The organism is Streptomyces venezuelae (genome assembly GCF_008642295.1).
GTDB classification, from domain to species: domain Bacteria; phylum Actinomycetota; class Actinomycetes; order Streptomycetales; family Streptomycetaceae; genus Streptomyces; species Streptomyces venezuelae_C.
Map to the genome: position 1 here is coordinate 147,849 of NZ_CP029190.1, position 17,681 is coordinate 165,529.

At 73.3% G+C, this 17,681-nt stretch carries 15 protein-coding genes; 8 read left to right on the top strand and 7 right to left on the bottom strand.

The genetic code is table 11. The annotated features are described in order from the left end of the window. Positions 1 to 56: 56 nt before the first annotated feature. On the top strand, positions 57 to 704 hold the full coding sequence (locus tag DEJ50_RS00840) for a carbonic anhydrase (protein ID WP_150205492.1): 648 nt from the start codon (positions 57 to 59) through the stop codon (positions 702 to 704). 48 nt (positions 705 to 752) lie between these two features. Here DEJ50_RS00840 and DEJ50_RS00845 read toward each other — a convergent pair whose 3' ends face one another. Next, entirely contained in the window at positions 753 to 1,445 is a 693-nt protein-coding gene (locus DEJ50_RS00845; RefSeq protein WP_223838055.1) for a DUF4389 domain-containing protein, read from the bottom strand. Positions 1,446 to 1,617: 172 nt separating this feature from the next. Beyond that, entirely contained in the window at positions 1,618 to 2,694 is a 1,077-nt protein-coding gene (locus DEJ50_RS00850; protein WP_150205493.1) for a hypothetical protein, read from the bottom strand. A gap of 142 nt (positions 2,695 to 2,836) precedes the next feature. Here DEJ50_RS00850 and DEJ50_RS00855 point away from each other — a divergent pair, with 142 nt between their 5' ends. Beyond that, positions 2,837 to 4,780 (top strand): hypothetical protein, encoded by a 1,944-nt coding sequence (locus DEJ50_RS00855; protein ID WP_150205494.1) that lies wholly within the window; start codon positions 2,837 to 2,839, stop codon positions 4,778 to 4,780. Positions 4,781 to 4,919: 139 nt separating this feature from the next. Here the strand turns inward: DEJ50_RS00855 and DEJ50_RS00860 are convergent, their stop codons facing one another. Continuing rightward, complete coding sequence (locus DEJ50_RS00860) at positions 4,920 to 5,930, bottom strand: MerR family transcriptional regulator (RefSeq protein WP_411757570.1); 1,011 nt, start codon at positions 5,928 to 5,930, stop codon at positions 4,920 to 4,922. 157 nt (positions 5,931 to 6,087) lie between these two features. Between DEJ50_RS00860 and DEJ50_RS00865 the strand changes: the two genes are divergently transcribed. The 6 genes from DEJ50_RS00865 (at position 6,088) to DEJ50_RS00890 (ending at position 12,807) form a co-directional block, all read left to right on the top strand. Continuing rightward, positions 6,088 to 6,780: a sigma-70 family RNA polymerase sigma factor gene (locus tag DEJ50_RS00865; protein ID WP_150211796.1), complete on the top strand. Its 693-nt coding sequence runs from the start codon at positions 6,088 to 6,090 to the stop codon at positions 6,778 to 6,780. A 5-nt stretch (positions 6,781 to 6,785) separates the two neighbouring features. Next, positions 6,786 to 7,466, top strand: coding sequence for a DUF4397 domain-containing protein (locus DEJ50_RS00870; protein ID WP_150205495.1), 681 nt, complete (start codon positions 6,786 to 6,788; stop codon positions 7,464 to 7,466). 41 nt (positions 7,467 to 7,507) lie between these two features. After that, positions 7,508 to 8,779: an FAD-dependent monooxygenase gene (locus DEJ50_RS00875; RefSeq protein WP_150205496.1), complete on the top strand. Its 1,272-nt coding sequence runs from the start codon at positions 7,508 to 7,510 to the stop codon at positions 8,777 to 8,779. Between the two features lie 559 nt (positions 8,780 to 9,338). Further along, complete coding sequence (locus DEJ50_RS00880; RefSeq protein ID WP_150211797.1) at positions 9,339 to 10,532, top strand: lycopene cyclase family protein; 1,194 nt, start codon at positions 9,339 to 9,341, stop codon at positions 10,530 to 10,532. After that, on the top strand, positions 10,529 to 11,257 hold the full coding sequence (locus tag DEJ50_RS00885; RefSeq protein WP_150205497.1) for a class I SAM-dependent methyltransferase: 729 nt from the start codon (positions 10,529 to 10,531) through the stop codon (positions 11,255 to 11,257). The genes DEJ50_RS00880 and DEJ50_RS00885 overlap by 4 nt, the downstream gene beginning before the upstream one ends. Then, positions 11,254 to 12,807 (top strand): FAD-dependent oxidoreductase, encoded by a 1,554-nt coding sequence (locus DEJ50_RS00890; protein WP_150205498.1) that lies wholly within the window; start codon positions 11,254 to 11,256, stop codon positions 12,805 to 12,807. The genes DEJ50_RS00885 and DEJ50_RS00890 overlap by 4 nt, the downstream gene beginning before the upstream one ends. Positions 12,808 to 12,847: 40 nt before the next feature. Here DEJ50_RS00890 and DEJ50_RS00895 read toward each other — a convergent pair whose 3' ends face one another. The 4 genes from DEJ50_RS00895 to DEJ50_RS00910 are packed head-to-tail and all read right to left on the bottom strand — an operon-like array spanning position 12,848 to position 17,578. After that, positions 12,848 to 13,855: a DUF5914 domain-containing protein gene (locus DEJ50_RS00895; RefSeq protein WP_150205499.1), complete on the bottom strand. Its 1,008-nt coding sequence runs from the start codon at positions 13,853 to 13,855 to the stop codon at positions 12,848 to 12,850. Then, complete coding sequence (locus DEJ50_RS00900) at positions 13,852 to 14,865, bottom strand: phytoene/squalene synthase family protein (RefSeq protein ID WP_150205500.1); 1,014 nt, start codon at positions 14,863 to 14,865, stop codon at positions 13,852 to 13,854. The genes DEJ50_RS00895 and DEJ50_RS00900 overlap by 4 nt, the downstream gene beginning before the upstream one ends. Further along, positions 14,862 to 16,439 (bottom strand): phytoene desaturase family protein, encoded by a 1,578-nt coding sequence (gene crtI, locus DEJ50_RS00905; RefSeq protein ID WP_150205501.1) that lies wholly within the window; start codon positions 16,437 to 16,439, stop codon positions 14,862 to 14,864. Before crtI ends, DEJ50_RS00900 begins: the two co-directional genes overlap by 4 nt. Next, positions 16,436 to 17,578 carry a polyprenyl synthetase family protein gene (locus DEJ50_RS00910; protein ID WP_150205502.1) on the bottom strand — a complete coding sequence of 381 codons (1,143 nt, stop codon included), beginning with the start codon at positions 17,576 to 17,578 and terminating at the stop codon, positions 16,436 to 16,438. Before DEJ50_RS00910 ends, crtI begins: the two co-directional genes overlap by 4 nt. Between the last annotated feature and the right edge of the window lie 103 nt (positions 17,579 to 17,681).

Consider the following 17,681-nt stretch of genomic DNA (forward strand, 5'->3'; position numbering starts at 1 on the left):
CGCGACTTCGGCACCCTGATCGTGCGGCCCGGCGGGCCGTCTCATACGCTGCCGACATGGCTCCCACTGTTGTCTCTCCTGCTCAGGCCCTCGACGACCTCCTCGCCGGGAACCGGCGATTCGTGGCCGGGGCCCCGCAGCACCCCAATCAGGACGCGGCGCGGCGGGCCGAGCTCGCTCCGGCCCAGAAGCCCTTCGCCGTGCTGCTGGGATGCTCCGACTCGCGGCTGGCCGCCGAGATCATCTTCGATCAGGGGCTGGGGGACCTGTTCGTGGTCCGTACCGCCGGGCACGTCCTGGGTTCGGAGGTCCTGGGCAGCATCGAGTACGGCACCAGCGTGCTGGACTGCCGGCTCGTCGTGGTCCTCGGCCACGACTCCTGCGGCGCCGTGGCGGCGGCCCGCGCCGCCGTCGAGGACGGGCTGCCGGCCGCCGGATACGTCCGTGACGTCGTCGAGCGCGTCACCCCGAGCGTGCTCGCGGCCCGCGCCGCCGGCCTCACCGCAGACAGCGACCTCATCGACGCGCACATACGGCACACCGTCGATCTGCTCCTGGACCGCTCCCGCGTCCTGGCCGACCAGGTCGCCTCCGGCCACACCGGCGTCGTAGGCCTCTCCTACCAGCTTGCCGACGGCAGCGCCCGGCTGGTCACCGCCCACGGCATTCCCTCCGCAGCATCGCCCGGCGCACACACCGGCTGATCAGCCGGCCGGATGCGCCGAACCGGCCCGCGGCGCTGGGGAAAGGCCTCAGTCGGGGTTCCACAGTGAGTCGGGGGCCGGGGTGAGGGGTTCGAGGGGTTCCTCGCCGCCTTGGTCGAGGCGGAACGGCGGGTACGCGTCGGTCATCAGGGCCGTGTACGCGGCCACCCGCAGCACCCAGCGGTCCAGCCCGATGACGAGGTCGAAGATGCCCTGCGGGTACTTCTCCGTGAACAGCAGCACCACCGCGGCGATGATCACGAGCAGCATGACGAGGCCGCCGCCCGAATAGCGGTGCCCGCCGATGAAGAACGCGATGACGAGGTAGTGGGGGATGGCGAGCAGCCACCACTTCACAAGCACCAGCCAGCGGGACAGCCGCTCCGGATACGCGATGTCCAGGCGGGCGGGATAGTCGGGCTCCGGGCCGAGACTGAACGGAGGGTAGCGGTCCGTACCCAGAGCGCTGTACGCGTAGAACCCCACCCGCCACGTCCAGCGCAGCACACCCAGGGTGAAGTCGAACAGGGGCCGGGGATAGCGCTCGGTGAAGAGGATCGCGAACAACGCGATCAGCCATACGACGAAAACGGCGATCCACAGGAACAGCAGCACGATGTAGTGCGGGATCACCAGAATCCATTTGACCAGCCAGAGCCAGCGCGACAACGGGGCGTCCAGGCGGGCCCACACGACGACGGGCCGCCCTGCGGCGGGGGCGGGAACGGTCGGGGAGGTCATGCCGATCAACTCCTTCGCGCAGGGCTCGGCCGCAGCGCCCCTTTCCAGCATGCCGACGGCGTTCCGCAACCGCAGCTCGGCAGCCATCCTGGGCTTCCCCGTCCCGTCTCTTCCCCGTCTCTTCCCCTCCCCCTCCCTCCCCCTCCCCTCCCGTCCGGTCCGTGGTGAACGGTCAGCGCCGGCGGGCGCCCCGGGCCGCGCGCTCTCGCCAGCGGCAGTACGCGGCGGCCGGGTCGCTCCAGTACCGCCACGGGAGGGCGTCCACATAGCCGTCGACCAGCCGGAACTGGGCCAGTGCCGCAGCGTGCCGGTTCTGCCGGGTCAGGAAGTAGGCGAGCAGGTGCCGTACGTCCGCCGTGGCCGGGTGCTCCGAGGGGGCGGCGGCCACGTCCGCGAGGGCGGCATCGACCGCGGCGATGAGGTGCGGCGCCCGGAAGTCGGCCGCTTTCGCGTCCGAGTCGTGGTGCTCGTACCAGGCGATCAGCGGCAGGGCGGTGAGCAGGCTGCCGAGCGGTGCCGCGGCGGCGGCTTCGCGGGCGAAGGACATCGCCCGTTCCTCCGAGCCGCGCCACTTCGCGCACCAGTACTGGAGCGCCGCGTAGTGCGCGCCGTAGTGGTACGGATCGCGGGCCGTGACCTCCTTCCAGATCCCGTGCATGTCCTCGTGGGAGTAGCCGAGGCCCAATCCCGCCCAGATCTCGTTGATGTAGGGAGTGGGGTCGTCCGGGTTCAGCTCCGCGGCGCGTGCGTTCTCCCGCGGCACCCGGACCAGCGTGGCGTGGAATCCCTCGAACTGCTCCCGGCTGGTGTCCTTCGCCCAACCGCCGCCGCGCAGGTGCCAGGCCAGGGAGACCGTCGCCTTCGAGCGCACCAGCGCGAGGTCCGGGTCGTCCGGACCGACGGCCTCCTCCCAGGCGTGCAGCCAGCTGCCGGGGCGCGCGGCCTGGTGGGTGCCGAAGGCACCTGCGTAGTACGAGCGGCGTGCCCAGTCGGCGCGCTGCCGGCTCGCGGCCAGCAGGTGTGCGGCCGGCTCCCACCGGCCGCGGGCCGCTGCCGCCTCGGCCCGCTCCAGCTCGGGATCGGAGGACGCTCGCCCGGTGTTCTGCCGTCCCTGGGGCAGGAAACCCAGTTTTTCGGAGGTACGGGACGAGCTCCCGGAGGAGGAATCGCCGGCGAGGCGGCGGTAGTAGGCGGTCGCCAGTGCGATCACGATCCCGATGACGACGACGCGCGCGATCTCCACGCTCACCCCACACTTCCTGCCGGCGTCAGGCCGGCCAGTCGAACTCAACGTCGACAAGACCTCCCGACCCGGCGCGGGGTTGTACGGGAATCCGCACAGGTGGTGAGCAAGATCCGGAAGGGGCGGCGGTCGGGCTAGGATCCGCGGCATGGACGAGCGGGGGGACGGGCCGGTGGCCTGGCATGTTCTGGAAGAGGTGCCGGCGGGCTGGGAGGAGATACCGGGGCTGCTGCGCGGACTGGTGACCCCCGGGCAACGCCAGAAGGCATGGCTGCGGTTGGAGGACAAGCTCGGCTGGAGGACGGACGCTCCGCTCTTCGCCCACACGGTCACGCACCTGTTGGACCTGCTCCCCCGGCTCGACGAGCGCCGGCTGGTGCAGGTGCTCGACTTCCTGGCCCGGCGCGGCCACAGCGCCTGCCGCAGCTCCGTCGGCGTACACCGCAGGGCGTACGAGCTGTTCACGAACGCCTGGCCGCATGTGCTGCCCCTGGCCGGGCACCGGGCGGCGGGCGTGCGGACCGGCGCGGCCTGGGTCCTGCGCGCGATCCGCTGCGCGGACCCGGCCGCGCTGGACGCGCTGCGGGGGCGTGCCGCCGTGGAGGACGATCCGACGGCGCTGATGTCCCAACTGCTGGCGATGGGAGAGCTGTCGGAGGACCGGGAGTGGTTGCTGCCCTGGCTGGACCACGGGCATCCGCTGGTCGCGCTGGCCGCCGCACGGGGCGTGCTGGCATCGGGCGGCACGGCCGGCGCGGGCGGCACGGACACGGCGGACGGCACGGACACGGTGGACGGTGCCGTGGGCCGTGCGGTGGCCCGGGGGCTGGCGGCTGCCGGGAAGCAGCGGCTCCCGGACGTACCGTGGTGGCCCCTCGGCTTCGAGCCGGCCGAACGCTTCGCGAAGCTGTCGGCCCCGCACCCGTACGCGTCCGCGGCGCTGGTCGAAGCTGTGGCCGGCCACCGGGACGCGGGCCTCCGGCGCGCGGCCGTACTCGCTGCCGGCGCGCGGCTGCGGTACTGGCGCGGCCCCGCTCCGGAACTCTGGGAGACCGTGGCAGCCGGACTCGACGACGAGCCCGAGGTGGCGTCCGCGTCGGTCGGGGTCCTGGCCGGGGGCGGTGCGGCGGCAGCCCCGTACGCGGACCGGCTGGTCCGTCACGTCGAGCGGACCGGGGGCGCCGCCGGCGGGCGGGATGCCGATACGGCGTTGCGTGCCTTGGTCGGCGTGGCCGACGACAGGGCGGCGGGCTGGTACGCCGCCCGCCTCGGCAGTCACTGGCTCGACGTCGCCCCGGTGCCCGTGTCCTGGGCGCCTCTGCTGTTGCCGGTCTTCCGCCGGCGGCTCGCCGACGACGGCGGGCAGCCCCAGGCGGTGCCACGGATCCTGCGTACCCTCGCCGAGTGGGGCCCGGCGGCTTCGCCGGCGGTGCCCGAGCTGGTCGGGTTGCTGGACACGCCGTTCGCCCGTGCGGCGGCCGAAGCCCTGGGCGCGATCGGCCCGGCTGCCGCGACCGGCTCGGCTGCCGCGACCGGGCGGGCGGCCGGCCGGCTCGCCGCACTCGCCACTGCCGATCCCGGGCCGGGCCGGCACCCCTGGCACGGGGGTGCGCAGACTGCCGCCTGGGCGTACTGGCGCATCACGGGTGACCCGGAACCGGCCCTGCAGGTGTGTGGCGCGGCGGCCCGGGCGGGCCTCGGGCAACCGGTGCTGCGCTACCTGGCCGACCTGGGCCCGCAGGCCGCCGCGTACGCCGATGCGGTACGGCCGCTGCTGACCTGCCCCGGGCAGTGGAGCCGGGTCGGCGCCGCCGATGCCTGGTGGCGGATCACCGGCGATGCGGGGCCGGCCGTGGAGGCCCTGCTACCGGAGCTGGCGCCGTTGGCCGGGCACTCGGCGCCCCCGCTGGTCCTGCGGACCGTACGGATTCTGGGCGCGATCGGCGGTCCGGCGGTGGCGGCCGTGCCCGTCCTGCACGAGGTCGCGTCCTCGCCCCGCCGCTACGGCGGAATCCCGGCGGACGAGGAACTGCTCCGGGCCGTGCGGGAGGCGCTGACGGCCATCGAGCAGGGCTTCCCGAGCGGGCGTTGATCACCTGGCCGGGTGCATCAACGGCTGGTGAACGCGCAGACGAATGCCGACCGGGCCCGTACCGGCGACGCACCGGCTGGGAATGCCCGTCGCCCGGCACGTGCCGGGCGCCATGGGCTCATGGCCCGCACCGCGTCGATCACTTCATGACGGCCGACTCCAGGGCCGCTACGGCCTCGGCCAGCCCCAGCGGGCGCGGCATGCCGGCCATCGCCTGGCCGGCCCAGCCGGGTCCGAGGGTCAGGACGACCGGTTTGCGGCGGGCACCGCGCACACCCCGCTCCATCGCGGCTACATGCCGGGCCAGCGGCGGGCTCGCGGTGGTGCGTGATTGCGCCCACAGCCCCACCGCGGCCGGGCCCGTTCTGCGTACGGCCGCGATGAGCGACTCGACCGGAAGGGCACCGCCGAGCATGCGTACTGGCATGCCTCGCTCTGTCAGGGCCGAGGCCAAGGCTTCCAGCGGCAGTGTGTGACTCTCGCCAGGAAGGCAGGCGAGGACGGTGCCGGCGCCGGGACGGTCGGCCACCGCAGGCGGCGTACTGCGCCGCAGGGCACCGGAGACGTGCCAGGAGAGGAAGTGCTCGACTTCGACGTACCTCTCTCCCGAGGTCTGCCACTTGCGGCCGACCGCCTGGAGCGTCGGCATCATCACTTCGGTCCAGGCGGTGACCAGTCCGTGCTCGGCGATCGCGGCATCGAGCAGTTCGTCCACTGCGGCGGCGTCCAGGCGCAGAGCGGCGCGGGAGAGCCCCTTGCACTCATGGCGCACGTCACCGAGGCGCAGGCCACTGCCCGCCCTACCGCGGGCGGGCAGTGGCCTGCGAGGCACCTGGCCGGCCTGCGGGACCGGAGCCGCCTCCGGCGGCGCGTCGTGGAGCGCCACCCGTGCCGCCTCGGAGGGTGACAGGCCGGTTGCGGTCAGGACACACATCCGCTCCAGCCGTGCCACGTCCTCGGCGGCCCACCGACGGTGACGGCCACCGATGTGGTCGGCGGGACCGAGGCCGTAGCGGCGGTCCCAGGTGCGGACCGTGGTGGGCGCTACCCCCAGGTGCCTGGCCACCTCGCCGGTGGTCAGCCCACCACTCAACGGCACACCCCCGCCGCCGCCCCCGCCCTCGGCGCCGTCTCGTTCCCTCATCCCCATGAGCCCACTGTACGACGCACAAACGACGCATGTTGTCTGCGTCGTTAGTGCGTCCAACACTGAACACGAGCCCGTGGTCGCCGCGCGCAGCACGACCGGCGGGGTTTCGGCGGACGGCCTTCCGTTGCCGCACGACGCCGTCAGGAGGACTCAGGCAATGATCACCAGCGCGCTGTCCACCCTCGCCCCGTCGGAGGTAGTCCGGTACGAGGAGGAACTGGCCCGCGGCCTCGTCGCTGCTGATGAGGCGGCGTTCGCCGCCATCTACCGGCGCTGGGGTTCGCTCGTTCACAGCATGGCGGCTCGGTCACTGGGTGACGCCCACGAAGCGGATGACGTGACCCAGCAGGTCTTCCTGGGCGCCTGGCGCGGTAGGGCCGGATTCCGCCCCGACCGGGGTTCTCTCGGAGCCTGGCTGGTCGGCATCACGCGGCGCAGGATCGTAGACGCGCTGGATGCCAGGACGAGGCGTCTGGCACTCATCGAATCGGCCGCCCGCTACGCCGACCATGCCGGGAACGATGATGCAGCACCGGACCGCGTCCTGGACCGGATACTTCTCGTCGAGGCCTTGTCACGACTGCCGTGCCAGCAACGGGAGGTTCTCCACATGGCCTTCTACGACGACCTCACACAGGCACAGATCGCGGAACGGACCGGCATGCCCCTGGGGACCGTGAAGAGCCACGTCCGCCGCGGCCTGTGCCGGCTGCGCCTGGTGGTCGGACAGCCTCGCGGCAACGGCACGGGCGCGTCTCCCCCGCGCAGCACCGCCGCATCCGCCGTTGCCCTCACACCGGAAAGAAGACCGAGACCCAGGAACTCACCCGGACTCCGCACGGAGGGATGATTCCCATGACCTCACGGATTCACCTCACCATGGCTGCCTCGGCAGGCGCCTGTGTACTGGCCTTCGGGACGGCAACCCCGGCCATACCCGCCCAGCAGGAAGAGGCCAGGGTGTCCGTCTTCCACGGCATCCCCGGGCTGACCGTGGACGTGTACGCCAATGGTCAGGAACTGCTCAGCGACTTCAAGCCCGGCACGGTGACCGACCCCAAATCCCTCGACGCCGGGAGCTACGACATCGAGATCTTCGCAGCGGGCAGGGGACCCGACGGCGCTCCGGCCCTGGAGAAGAAGGTCGAGGTGCCCAAAGGCGCCAACGCCACCTTGGCCGCTCACCTCTCCCCCGACGGCAAGCCCCGGCTGACGGCGTTCGTCAACGACGTGTCCAAGGTCGACACCGGCAAGGCGCGCCTGACCGTCCGCCATGTCGCGGCGGCACCCGCCGTCGACGTCCGGGCCGCCGGGCAGCCGGTCTTCACCGACCTGACCAACCCCAAGGAGCAGACCGCCGAAGTCGACGCGGGCACAGTCAACGCCGACGTGGTGCTCGTCGGCACGGATACCGTCGTCATCGGACCGGCCGGCCTGAAACTCAAGGACGGCACCAGCAACGTGGTCTACGCCTGGGGCAACGCGCAGGCCAAGAACCTGGACCTCAAGGCCCAGACGTTCGGCGGCACGCAATAGCCGTCACCTTTCGGGCAGGAAAACGTGAGGTCTGATCGTCTATGGCCGACAGCACAAGAACTCAACCCGTCACGGTGGACTGCGTGATCGTCGGCGCAGGGCCCGCCGGTACGGTCCTTGCGTACCTGCTTGCACGCGGTGGGGCGAGCGTGCTGCTTCTGGAGTCGCGAGGCGACTTCGATCGCCGCTTCCGCGGGGACACTCTGGCTCCGAGAGTCCTGGACTACCTGGACTCGCTCGGTTTGGCCGAACGAATGCTCGACGAGATTCCACACGCCCGGGCTCACCAGGTGCGCTGGACCAGCGGGGGCAGGACCTGGGGTGTGAGTGACTACCGGCTCGCGAGCAAGAGGCACCCCTACTACGCCCTGATCCCACAGGCGCTGTTCCTCGCCCACTTGGTCGCAGCCGCCGAGCAGTACTCAGGATTCCGCATCGAGATGAACTCCCGGGCAAGCCGCCTGCTCAAGCGTGCCGATGGACGGGTGGTGGGCGTGGAGTACACGCGGAGCGGAGTGCGCCACCCGGTGCACGCCGGACTCGTCGTGGCAACCGACGGCCGCAACTCCAAGCTGCGCCAGTTGTCCGGCATACAGTCACGCGAACTCGGCGCGCACCTCGACATCCTCTGGTTCACGCTGCCCAGACGGCCCGAAACGGACCCGGCACTCTCCGGCCTCGACCTCTTCTCCGGCCGAGGCACGTTCATGGCACTGCTGAACCAGGTCACGACCTGGCAGTTGGGCTATACGATTCCCGCCGGCTCCATGGAAGGTTTCCGGGAGAAGGGCGTCACTCCCCTTCACGACGCGGTGCGCGAGACGATGCCTTGGCTCTCCGATCGGATCACCGAGCTGACCGACGTCAACCAGCTCACCCTGTTGTCGGTGCGCATTACCGAGCTGGATCGCTGGTGGCGGCCCGGGCTTCTCCTTCTGGGAGACGCCGCACACGTCATCTCTCCCGTGGGGGGAAACGGAATCAACTTCGCCATCGCCGATGCTGCGGAGGCAGGAAACCGACTTCTTCCCGTTGTTCGCGGCGGCGCGAACTCCGACGAATTCGACAGCGCCTGCGTCCGTATCGAGGCAGCGCGCCGGCCGTCGGTTACCCGGGAACAGCGCTCTCAGATTCGTATCGAGCGCAGCAGCGTCGCCAGGCTGCGAGCCGGCGCGCCGGGTCCGGCGCTGCCGCTCCGCGTGATCGCCACGGTCCCGGGACTGCCGGCTCTCTCCGGGTGGCGGGCGGCACGCGCGATCCGCATCCCCGCACCCAGCCGCGAGATCCTCGGAACAGTCTTGGAGATCACCTGAACGCGGCCGGCCCGGTCCTGCCGAGGGCAGACCCGGGTGAGCGGGGGTCCCTGGGCCGTTTTGGGCGCGCGGTGCCGCCGGGCTGACTCACGCCGGTGCAGCCGCGTCCTGGAGACGCGCAGGCCCAGCCGTAGCGGGTTGGCGGCCCGACGGTGCATGCCGGCGGGGCGTACCCCGTGGGATTCAGCGGCGGCCTCGGACACGCGCTCCGCGCCGGAGGTCCTCGCTGACCTGCCCTGGGGATGGCACCGTGTCGTCCCTGATCGACCGCATCCGGACTCGCCCGCCGAATCGAAGTGACACGCGGGCGGGTCAGGGTCGTGGGCTTACCTGAGCTGGAGCGGAACGTGGACATCTACAGCGTGCGTGTCCGGGTGGCCGCTGCCAACGGCTCCCTCGGCGGCGCGATCAGCGCCGATCCCGGCGTGGCGGGCCTGGCTCCGCCGCCGCCTCGGGTCCGCGACGGGTGTCGCGCGGCGGATTCCGGGTTCGTGCGCATCGCCCCGGGCGGCGGGCCCGTCGCCCGAGGGCGGGCACGGTGAGCCGGCGGGCCGAGGACATGTCCGACGTGGTGGTCATCGGGGGCGGCGCCGCCGGTCTCAGCCTCGCCCACCGGATCGTCGGGATCGGCGCCGCGACCGTGACCGTGGTGGAGCCACCCGACGGCCCCCTGCGCGCGGCCGAGCGGACCTGGTGCTTCTGGGACGAGGGCGGCAGCGACCTCGACGAGGCGGTCACCGCCTCCTGGCCCCTGCTGCGGATCCACCGCCGGGACGGCAGCGCCCTCACGGTCGATCCGGCCCCGCTGCGCTACCGGATGGTGCGCTCCGCGGCGTTCGAAGGGCTGGTGCACGCGCGGCTGGCGGGCTCCTCCGGCGGACGGGTCCTGCGCGCGACCGCGGACGCCGTTCGCGAGGTCCCCGGGGGCGCAGAGGTGCGGTGCACGCCCCCGGACGGCCGGCCCCTGACGCTGCGCGCCCGGCACGTGTTCGACTCCAGGCCCCCGCGCGTTCTGCCGCCCGCCCGGACGCAGCTGTTCCAGCACTTCCGCGGCTGGTTCGTGCGGACCGGTACCGAGCGGTTCGACCCCGCGGTCGCCGATCTGATGGACTTCCGTGTGCCACAGCCCCCGCGCGGGCTCGCCTTCGGCTACGTCCTCCCGCTGGCCGCCGACCGCGCGCTCGTGGAGTACACCGAGTTCTCCCGTACCCCGCTGACCACCGACGCGTACGAGGCGGCGCTCGGCCACTACGCCCGCGAGATCCTGGGCTTGGGCGCGTACACCGTCGAGACCGCCGAACAGGGGGTCATCCCGATGACCGACGGCCGGTTCCCCCGGCGGACCGGGAAGTCGGTGTTCCGGATCGGGACGGCGGGCGGTGCGACCCGTCCGGCCACCGGCTATACCTTCGCTGCGGTGCAGCGGCACAGCCGGGCCATCGCCGCCGCCCTGCACGAGGGCCGCGCCACCGTACCCCCGCCGCACGGGCGGCGGGCGCTCGCCATGGACGCGGTCGTCCTGCGCGCCCTGGACACCGGGCGGATCGACGGACCCGAGTTCTTCGCCGACCTGTTCCGCCGTACGCCGGCGGAGCGTCTGCTGCGCTTCCTCGACGGCGCCACCTCGCTCCGGGAGGAGTGGGGCATCGGACTGAGCACCCCGGTGGGCCCGATGCTCCGCACCGCACTCGAACTGCCCTTCCTGCGCCGCCGCCCGCACCCCGCCCCACCAGCCGGAGAGAGCCGCCGATGACCGTACTGCGCGACCAGGACCTCGTACACGCCTTCGACCACGCGTCCCGTACCTATGACCGTCTCACGGCGCTCAACCCGGGATACCGCACCGGCCTGCTGCGCTCGGCGCGCCGACTGCGACTGCCCCACGACGGGGCCGGACTGCGGGTCCTCGATCTCGGCTGCGGCACCGGCGCTTCCACCCGGGCCCTGCTGCGGGCCGCGCCCCGGGCCCGGATCACCGCCGTGGACGCCTCCGCGGGGATGCTGGAGCGGGCCCTGACCAAGCCGTGGCCCGCCCGGGTGCGGTTCCGGCAGCTGAACGCCGAGGGACTGGCCACGGCCGGCGAGGGTCCCTTCGACGCGGTCTTCGCCGCCTACCTGTTCCGTAATGTCACCGACCCCGACCGGGTCCTCGGGACGGTGCGGGCCCTGCTGCGGCCGGGCGGGCGGCTGGCCGTCCACGAGTACAGCCTCGGCGGTTCGCCCGTGCACCGCGCTCTGTGGACGGCCGTCTGCCAGGCGGTGATCATCCCGGCCGGCACGCTCACCGGCGACCGGGACCTCTACCGCCACCTGTGGCACAGCGTCCTCACCTTCGACACCGCCCCCGCGTTCACCGACCGGCTGACGCGCGCCGGGTTCGCCGCTGCGCGCGCCCTTCCCGTCGCGGGATGGCAGACCGGCATCACGCACACCTTCCTCGCGAACCGCGCCACCGCCCCGGCGGAGGCCGCCCGATGAGCGCCCGGCCCGGCCGCCGGGGCCGCGACCGCAAAGCCGAAGTCCTGCTGCCGGCGGCCGGCCGACACCGGTTCGAGCGCGGGGATGCGCCGTCGGTCGCCGTGGTGGGAGGCGGCATCGCCGGTCTCGCCGCGGCCACCGGGCTGGCCGAACGCGGCGCCCGCGTGACCCTCTACGAACGGGAGGAGTCCCTCGGCGGCCGTCTCGCCGGCCACCGGACCCGACTGGCCGACGGATCCGCGGTGACCATGACCCGCGGCTTCCACGCCTTCTTCCGCCAGTACTACAACCTGCGCGGCCTGCTGCGGCGGACCGACCCCGCCCTGGCCCGCCTCACCGCGCTGCCCGACTACCCCTTGCAGCACAGCGGCGGCCTCACCGACAGCTTCGCCCGCGTCCCGCGCACGCCTCCGTTCAGTGCCCTCGGCTTCGTCGCGCTGAGCCCCAGCTTCGGCTGGCGCGACCTCACGGCCATGGACGCCCGGGCGGCGCTGCCGCTCCTCGATGTGCGGGTACCCGACGTGTACGCACGCTTCGACGAGGTCAGTGCCACCGCCTTCCTGGAGCGTGTCCGCTTCCCCGAGGCGGCACACCACCTGGCGTTCGAGGTGTTCTCGCGCAGCTTCTTCGCCGACCCACGCGAACTCTCCGCCGCGGAACTTTTGCTGATGTTCCACATCTACTTCCTCGGCTCGGCCGAGGGCCTGCTCTTCGACGTGCCGAGCGATCCCTTCCCCCAGGCCCTGTGGGACCCGCTCGCCGACTACCTTCAGCGCCTCGGTGTGGACGTACGCACAGGAACGCCGGTGCACGACATCAGCCCCGTCGAAGACGGCGGAGCCCAGGTGCGTACCCGAACCGGCCCCGACCGGCACCACGCGGTCGTCCTCGCCCTGGACACCGGGGGTCTCCGGCAGCTCGTCGCCACCTCGCCCCGCCTGGGCAGCGCACCCTGGCGGGAGGACATCGCCGCCCTGCGCACCGCCCCGCCGTTCCTCGTCTCCCGGCTGTGGCTGGACCGGCCGGTCCACGCCGAGCGCCCCGGATTCCTGGGCACCAGCGGCTACGGCTGCCTCGACAACGTCAGCGTCCTCGACCGCTACGAGGGCGAGGCCGCCCGCTGGGCCGCCCGCACCGGGGGCTCGGTGGTGGAACTCCACGCCTACGCCGCCGGCCCGGACCAGGTCACCGTGCGGGAGGAACTGCTCGCCCGCATGCGGCAGGTGTACCCCGAGACCCGCCGGGCGCGCGTCGTGGACGCCCGGCACGAGTGGCGCTCGGACTGCCCGCTCTTCGCGGTCGGCACCCATCACCGGCGCCCGACCGTACGCACCCCGCATCCGTGGCTGACGCTGGCCGGGGACACGGTGCGCTGCGACCTGCCCGTCGCCCTGATGGAGCGGGCGGCCACCACCGGCTTCCTGGCCGCCAACGCCCTGCTGGCCGGGTGGGGCGTCCGGGGCCAGGTGCTGTGGACGGTCCCGCGGGCGGGCCGGTCCCCGCTGCTGCGGGCCATCGGCGCGCTCGCGGAGCGCCGGCCCCTCCGGTGACCCCGCCATGCCCCCGATCGCGGCATCCGGCGTCGGGAGCTCAGCCGGGGAACCGTCCGGTGGCGCGCAGTGCCCGGCGCCGCTCGGCGTAGGCCAGGTCGTCACGCCAGAGGCGGCCGGCCGTGAACCGCATCAGGGGGCGCAGTACGGGGGCGGCGGCGCGGGCCAGGGCGAATCCGCGCCGGCCGGAGGTGGCGACCACCGCCTCGACCACGGCCGTCCGCGGCCGTGCGTCGGTCGCGGCGGTCAGCGGTGTGGCATGGGTCTCCACCACCGAGCCCGCCCCCTCGCCCTCGGTGATCCGCATGAGGACGGTGCGTGGCTCCGGCGCGGTGAACTCCGCCCGGACCGGCACCACCAGACGGCCCGCCACCCGGAAGGAGACGTCGACGACGAAGGTGTCGTCTTCCTCGCCTCGCGGCTCGCGCACGACCGTCAGATCGACGAACGAGTACGGGTGCAGCCAGGACCCGTGCCAGGGATCGAGCCGGTTGGCCACGACGTCCTGCGGTTCGCACCGCCCGGCCGCCGTGAACACGGCGGCCACCGCGGTACCCGGCGCGGGGCGGGCCGGGATCACTGGGTGCTCCGAGGGCTCCTCACCGCCGACCGCGTCCAGCCGTACCCACACCAGCAGTCCGTCGTCGTGGACGGGGTACGGCGTCCAGCCGGCGAACGCCGAGCCGTCCAGGGCGAGCCCGTGCCAGTGGCACACCAGCGTCCCGCACACCACCCGGCTGTCCCTCAGTGGGGCACCGAGATGCGGGCAGGCACCCGGACCCGCGTGCGGTGCGCCGTCCCGCGCGCGCCACAACACCACCTCGGTACCGCCGATGGTCCGGCCGGCGGGGCGCCCGTCGGCCGGCACGTCCTGGGAGGCACCGGCCACGAACCAGTTGCCGGAGGGCCGGGTGGATGCCCGTTTCAGGGCGTCGGCGATCAGTGCGGGGCGGGCCTGGCGCCAGGTCGGCGCCTGCCGCGCCCAGTCCGGGCCGCGCCGTCGGCGCAGTGGGGCCGTCCAGCGTGCCCCGTCGTTTCGGTCGTTCACCGCCCGGGCCCCTTCCGCTCCAGTGCCGAACCGTCCGAACCGCCCGCGCCGGCTGCCAGGGGAGGCGGATGCGGGGCGCGGGCCCGCCACCGTGCGGCGGCCACCTGGAGGACGCCGGCCCCGGCGATGGCGGCCCGCCGGCCGTGGGAGACCACCGCGCGCCGGTGCAGCACGGTGTAGTCGTCCCGAGCGATCGCGTCGAGGATGCCGCCGTACAGCCTGAACGCGGTGCGGATGCACGGGCGTACCCGTGGGTCGAGCATGCCGATGCCCGGTTCCGCCGTCCGGTACACCTGTCTGGTCATGGTCTCGGCGGCGGCGAGCGCGGCACGGATACGGGGGTCGCGGCGCCCGGTGCGGCGGCTCCAGGTCAGAAGCGACCGGTCCACGCCGTGGCCGGCGAGCAGGTCCGCCGGCAGGTACACGCGGCCTCGGTCCAGGTCCTCTCCGACGTCCCGCAGGAAGTTGGTCAGCTGGAACGCCACTCCGAGGGCGGCGGCGTGCGGGGCGGCCTCCTCGCGTGGCACGACCGTGCCCAGCACGGGCAGCATCTGGAGGCCGATCACGGCGGCCGAGCCGTGCATGTAGGCCCGCAGGTCGGCGTAGGTCGGATAGTCCGTGACCGTCAGGTCGGCGCGCATCGAGGCCAGGAAGTCGGCGAACAGCGCGGCTTCGATGTCGTACCGGGCGGCGGTGTCGGCCACGGCATGCACCACCGGTTCCTCGCCGTGGCCGGTGCGCAGTCCGTGCTTGAGATCGCTCTCCAGCCGCTTCAGCCGCCGGTCGCGCTCGCCCGGTGCGTGGTGCCGGGCGAGGTCGTCGACGATGTCGTCGGCCCAGCGGGCGAATCCGTAGAGCGCGTGGACGGCCGATCGGCGTTCGAGCGGCAGGAGGCGGGTGGCCAGGAAGTAGCTGCGACCGTGGCGGGCGTTGAGCTGCCGGCAACGGGTGTACGCGGCGCGCAGAGCGGGATCGGTGATCCCGGCGGCGTCCAGCTCACGACGGGTCATGGGCACCTGGGGTGGTCGGGGTCGGGGCGGGTGATGCTGCCGGGGCGAGCGGGAGGGTCATCGGTGTCCGTGCCGGGCCGGATGCCGCGGCCGGTGCCGCCGGTGATGCGCGCGGCGGCGAGTTTGCCGCTGACGAGCACGGTCGGGACGCCGACGCCGGGGGTGGTCCCGCAGCCGGCCAGCACCACGTTGTCCAGCCCGCGGACCAGGTTGCGCGGCCGGAAGGGCCCGGTCTGGGCGAAGGTGTGGGCGAGGGAGAAGGGGCTGCCCGCCGCGTGGCCCTGGGCCGTCCAGTCCGCGGGGGTCACCAGCGACTCCTGCTCGATGCTGTCCGCAAGCCCATCGAGGCCGCGGCGCTCCAGCTCGGCCAGCAGGCTGTCGCGGTAGCGCGGTCCCAGGTCCCGCCACGCGGCGGCGGAAGGGCCGACGGCGGTGTTCGGGCAGGGCGCGAGGACGTAGTGGAGATGGCGGCCCGGCGGTGCCAGTGAAGGGTCGTGCGTCGTCGGGCGGGTGATCAGCAGGGACGGATCGCTCATCAGCATCCCCGAACGGGTCAGTTCCTCGAAGGTGCGCTCCCAGGCGTCACCGAAGGAGAGCGTGTGGTGGGCCAGCTGGGGCCAGGTGCGGTCCGTCCCGGCGTGCAGGATCACCGCGGACGGTGAATGCCGCAGCGGGACCGGGCGCCGGGGCGCCCGCCCCAGAAGCCGGTGGGCGGCGGAGAGGTCGCAGGCCAGCACCACCGTGTCGCAGGAGATGCGCTCGCCCGAGGCGAGCAGGACGGCACGCACCCGGCCCGCCTGGCGTTCCAGGGCCGTCACCTCGGCCGACCACCGGAGCTCGGCACCGGCGTCGGCCGCGGCGTCGGCCATCGCCCGGGGCAGGGCGTGCATGCCGCCTTGGGGGAACCAGACGCCGGCCACGGTGTCCATGTAGGAGATCACCGCGTAGGCGGCCAGAGCCCGGGCCGGGGCCACGCCGGCGTAGAGGGCCTGGAAGGTGAAGACGCGGCGCAGCCGGTCGTCGGAGAGGAAGCGGGCGATCCTGCCGTCCAGCCGGCCGAAGCCGCCGAGGGCGGCCAGGCGGGCCAGGTCCGGGTGCACGAGTGCGAAGGGGGAGTCGAAGTTGGTGTCGATGAAACGACGCATCTGTGTCCGGTACAGCCGTGTGAGCCAGTCGCGCAGCCGGCGGTAGCCGGCCGCCTCGGCCGGTCCGGCGAACCGCCGCACCTCCGCTTCCATGGCTTCGGCGTCGGTGTGCACGTCGAGCCAGGTCCCGTCCGCGAAGCCCGCCCGGTAGGCGGGGTGCAGGGCAACCAGCGTGAGACGGCGGTCGAGGCTGTCGCCGACGGCCGCGAAGGCCTCGTCCGCCAGGTGCGGCATCGTCAGCACCGTCGGACCGGTGTCCACCAGGTATCCGCCGAGCCGCGTCCGGCCGGCCCGGCCGCCCGGCCCGGCGTCCCGTTCCACGAGCGTGACCCGCCGGCCCGCGCCCAGCAGGTGCAGTACGCACGCCAGGCCGGACAGGCCCGCTCCCACCACGACGACGTGATCGGTCCGCCCCGCCACCGTCCTCATACCCGCTCCCCGGTTTGAGGCGCACCGACATGGCCCGTGGCCCGCTCCAGCAGCGCGGCGAACTCCCGCCGGGCGGCGGCGTCAGCACCCATCGCGTCGAAATGCCGCAGAGCGGCCGTGGCCAACTCCCCGATCTTCGCCTCCGCGGCAGCCCGGGCACCTGTCCGCTCCAGCGCCTCCCGCATCGGCTCGACGGGCTCCGTCCGTGAGTCCGCCCGCGGTGCCAGGACGGCCGCGGCGTCGTGGTCCCCGGTGGTGTCGGCGAGCCGGAGCGCGACGGCGAGGAGATAGGTCGGCTTGCGAGAGTGCAGGTCGTCGTCCGTCGGCTTGCCGGTCAGCGCCGGGTCGCCGAAGGCACCCAGGAGATCGTCACGGAGCTGGAAGGCGATCCCGGCACACCGGCCCGCGGCGTGCAGCGCGCTCAGCGTGCTGTCGTCCGCTCCGGCCAGCGATGCCCCGAGCCCCAGCGGCCGTGCGGCGGTGTACTGGGCGCTCTTGAGGGTGGCGATGGTCAGGGCCTCGTCGACACCGGACGAGCCGCTCGCCTGCGCGTGGAGATCGCGGTACTGCCCGGCGACCATCTCGGTGCGCATCGCGCGCCACTCGCCGTACAGCCGCGGGCCGCACGGCGAGCCGAGCGCGGTCTCCGCCAGCAGATCGTCCGCCCAGGCCAGCGCCAGATCCCCGGCGAGCAGGGCGCCCGAGGTCCCGAACGACTCCGCAGAGCCGCTCATCGCGGCCTCCCGATGCGTTCGGGCGAGGTCGACGTGCACCGCCGGCGCGCCGCGGCGCAGCACCGATCCGTCCATCAGGTCGTCGTGTATCAGAGCGCACGCCTGGAGCAGTTCGAGGGCGGCCCCCACACGCAGGACCTCGGTGGCGTCACCCGACCCCCCTGCGGCACGCCAGCCACACCAGGCAAACGCCGTACGCAGCCGCTTGCCACCCTGCCGGACGAACGCGACCACGCGTTCCGCCACGTCGCGGGCGAACACCTCATCGGTGTCTCGGGCCTGACGCAGCCGCGAGTCAAGAACCCGTTCGAGGACGGTCTCCGCGGCTCCGGCTCGCGCGCGGGCCGTAGGCGGGGCACCATCGTGTTTCCCCGGTCCGGACACTGCCAACCCCGGCTCCAGCATGCGCGCCCCTTTTCAGGCTCGGTGGACTGCACATCAGTGCTTCCTCCGAGTGCCTCGGTTCGGATGCGCACATGTCTGCCCTGCCGGCCGCCACCCGTCAGAC

Excerpts from the sequence above, each read along its gene's own strand:
- DEJ50_RS00870 (WP_150205495.1), top strand. The coding sequence starts at position 6,786 with ATGACCTCACGGATTCACCTCACCATGGCTGCCTCGGCAGGCGCCTGT.
- DEJ50_RS00890 (WP_150205498.1), top strand. The coding sequence starts at position 11,254 with ATGAGCGCCCGGCCCGGCCGCCGGGGCCGCGACCGCAAAGCCGAAGTC.
- crtI (WP_150205501.1), bottom strand. The coding sequence starts at position 16,439 with ATGAGGACGGTGGCGGGGCGGACCGATCACGTCGTCGTGGTGGGAGCG.
- DEJ50_RS00845 (WP_223838055.1), bottom strand. The coding sequence starts at position 1,445 with ATGACCTCCCCGACCGTTCCCGCCCCCGCCGCAGGGCGGCCCGTCGTC.
- DEJ50_RS00840 (WP_150205492.1), top strand. The coding sequence starts at position 57 with ATGGCTCCCACTGTTGTCTCTCCTGCTCAGGCCCTCGACGACCTCCTC.
- DEJ50_RS00860 (WP_411757570.1), bottom strand. The coding sequence starts at position 5,930 with ATGGGGATGAGGGAACGAGACGGCGCCGAGGGCGGGGGCGGCGGCGGG.
- DEJ50_RS00875 (WP_150205496.1), top strand. The coding sequence starts at position 7,508 with ATGGCCGACAGCACAAGAACTCAACCCGTCACGGTGGACTGCGTGATC.
- DEJ50_RS00885 (WP_150205497.1), top strand. The coding sequence starts at position 10,529 with ATGACCGTACTGCGCGACCAGGACCTCGTACACGCCTTCGACCACGCG.
- DEJ50_RS00865 (WP_150211796.1), top strand. The coding sequence starts at position 6,088 with ATGATCACCAGCGCGCTGTCCACCCTCGCCCCGTCGGAGGTAGTCCGG.
- DEJ50_RS00855 (WP_150205494.1), top strand. The coding sequence starts at position 2,837 with ATGGACGAGCGGGGGGACGGGCCGGTGGCCTGGCATGTTCTGGAAGAG.
- DEJ50_RS00900 (WP_150205500.1), bottom strand. The coding sequence starts at position 14,865 with ATGACCCGTCGTGAGCTGGACGCCGCCGGGATCACCGATCCCGCTCTG.
- DEJ50_RS00910 (WP_150205502.1), bottom strand. The coding sequence starts at position 17,578 with ATGCTGGAGCCGGGGTTGGCAGTGTCCGGACCGGGGAAACACGATGGT.
- DEJ50_RS00880 (WP_150211797.1), top strand. The coding sequence starts at position 9,339 with ATGTCCGACGTGGTGGTCATCGGGGGCGGCGCCGCCGGTCTCAGCCTC.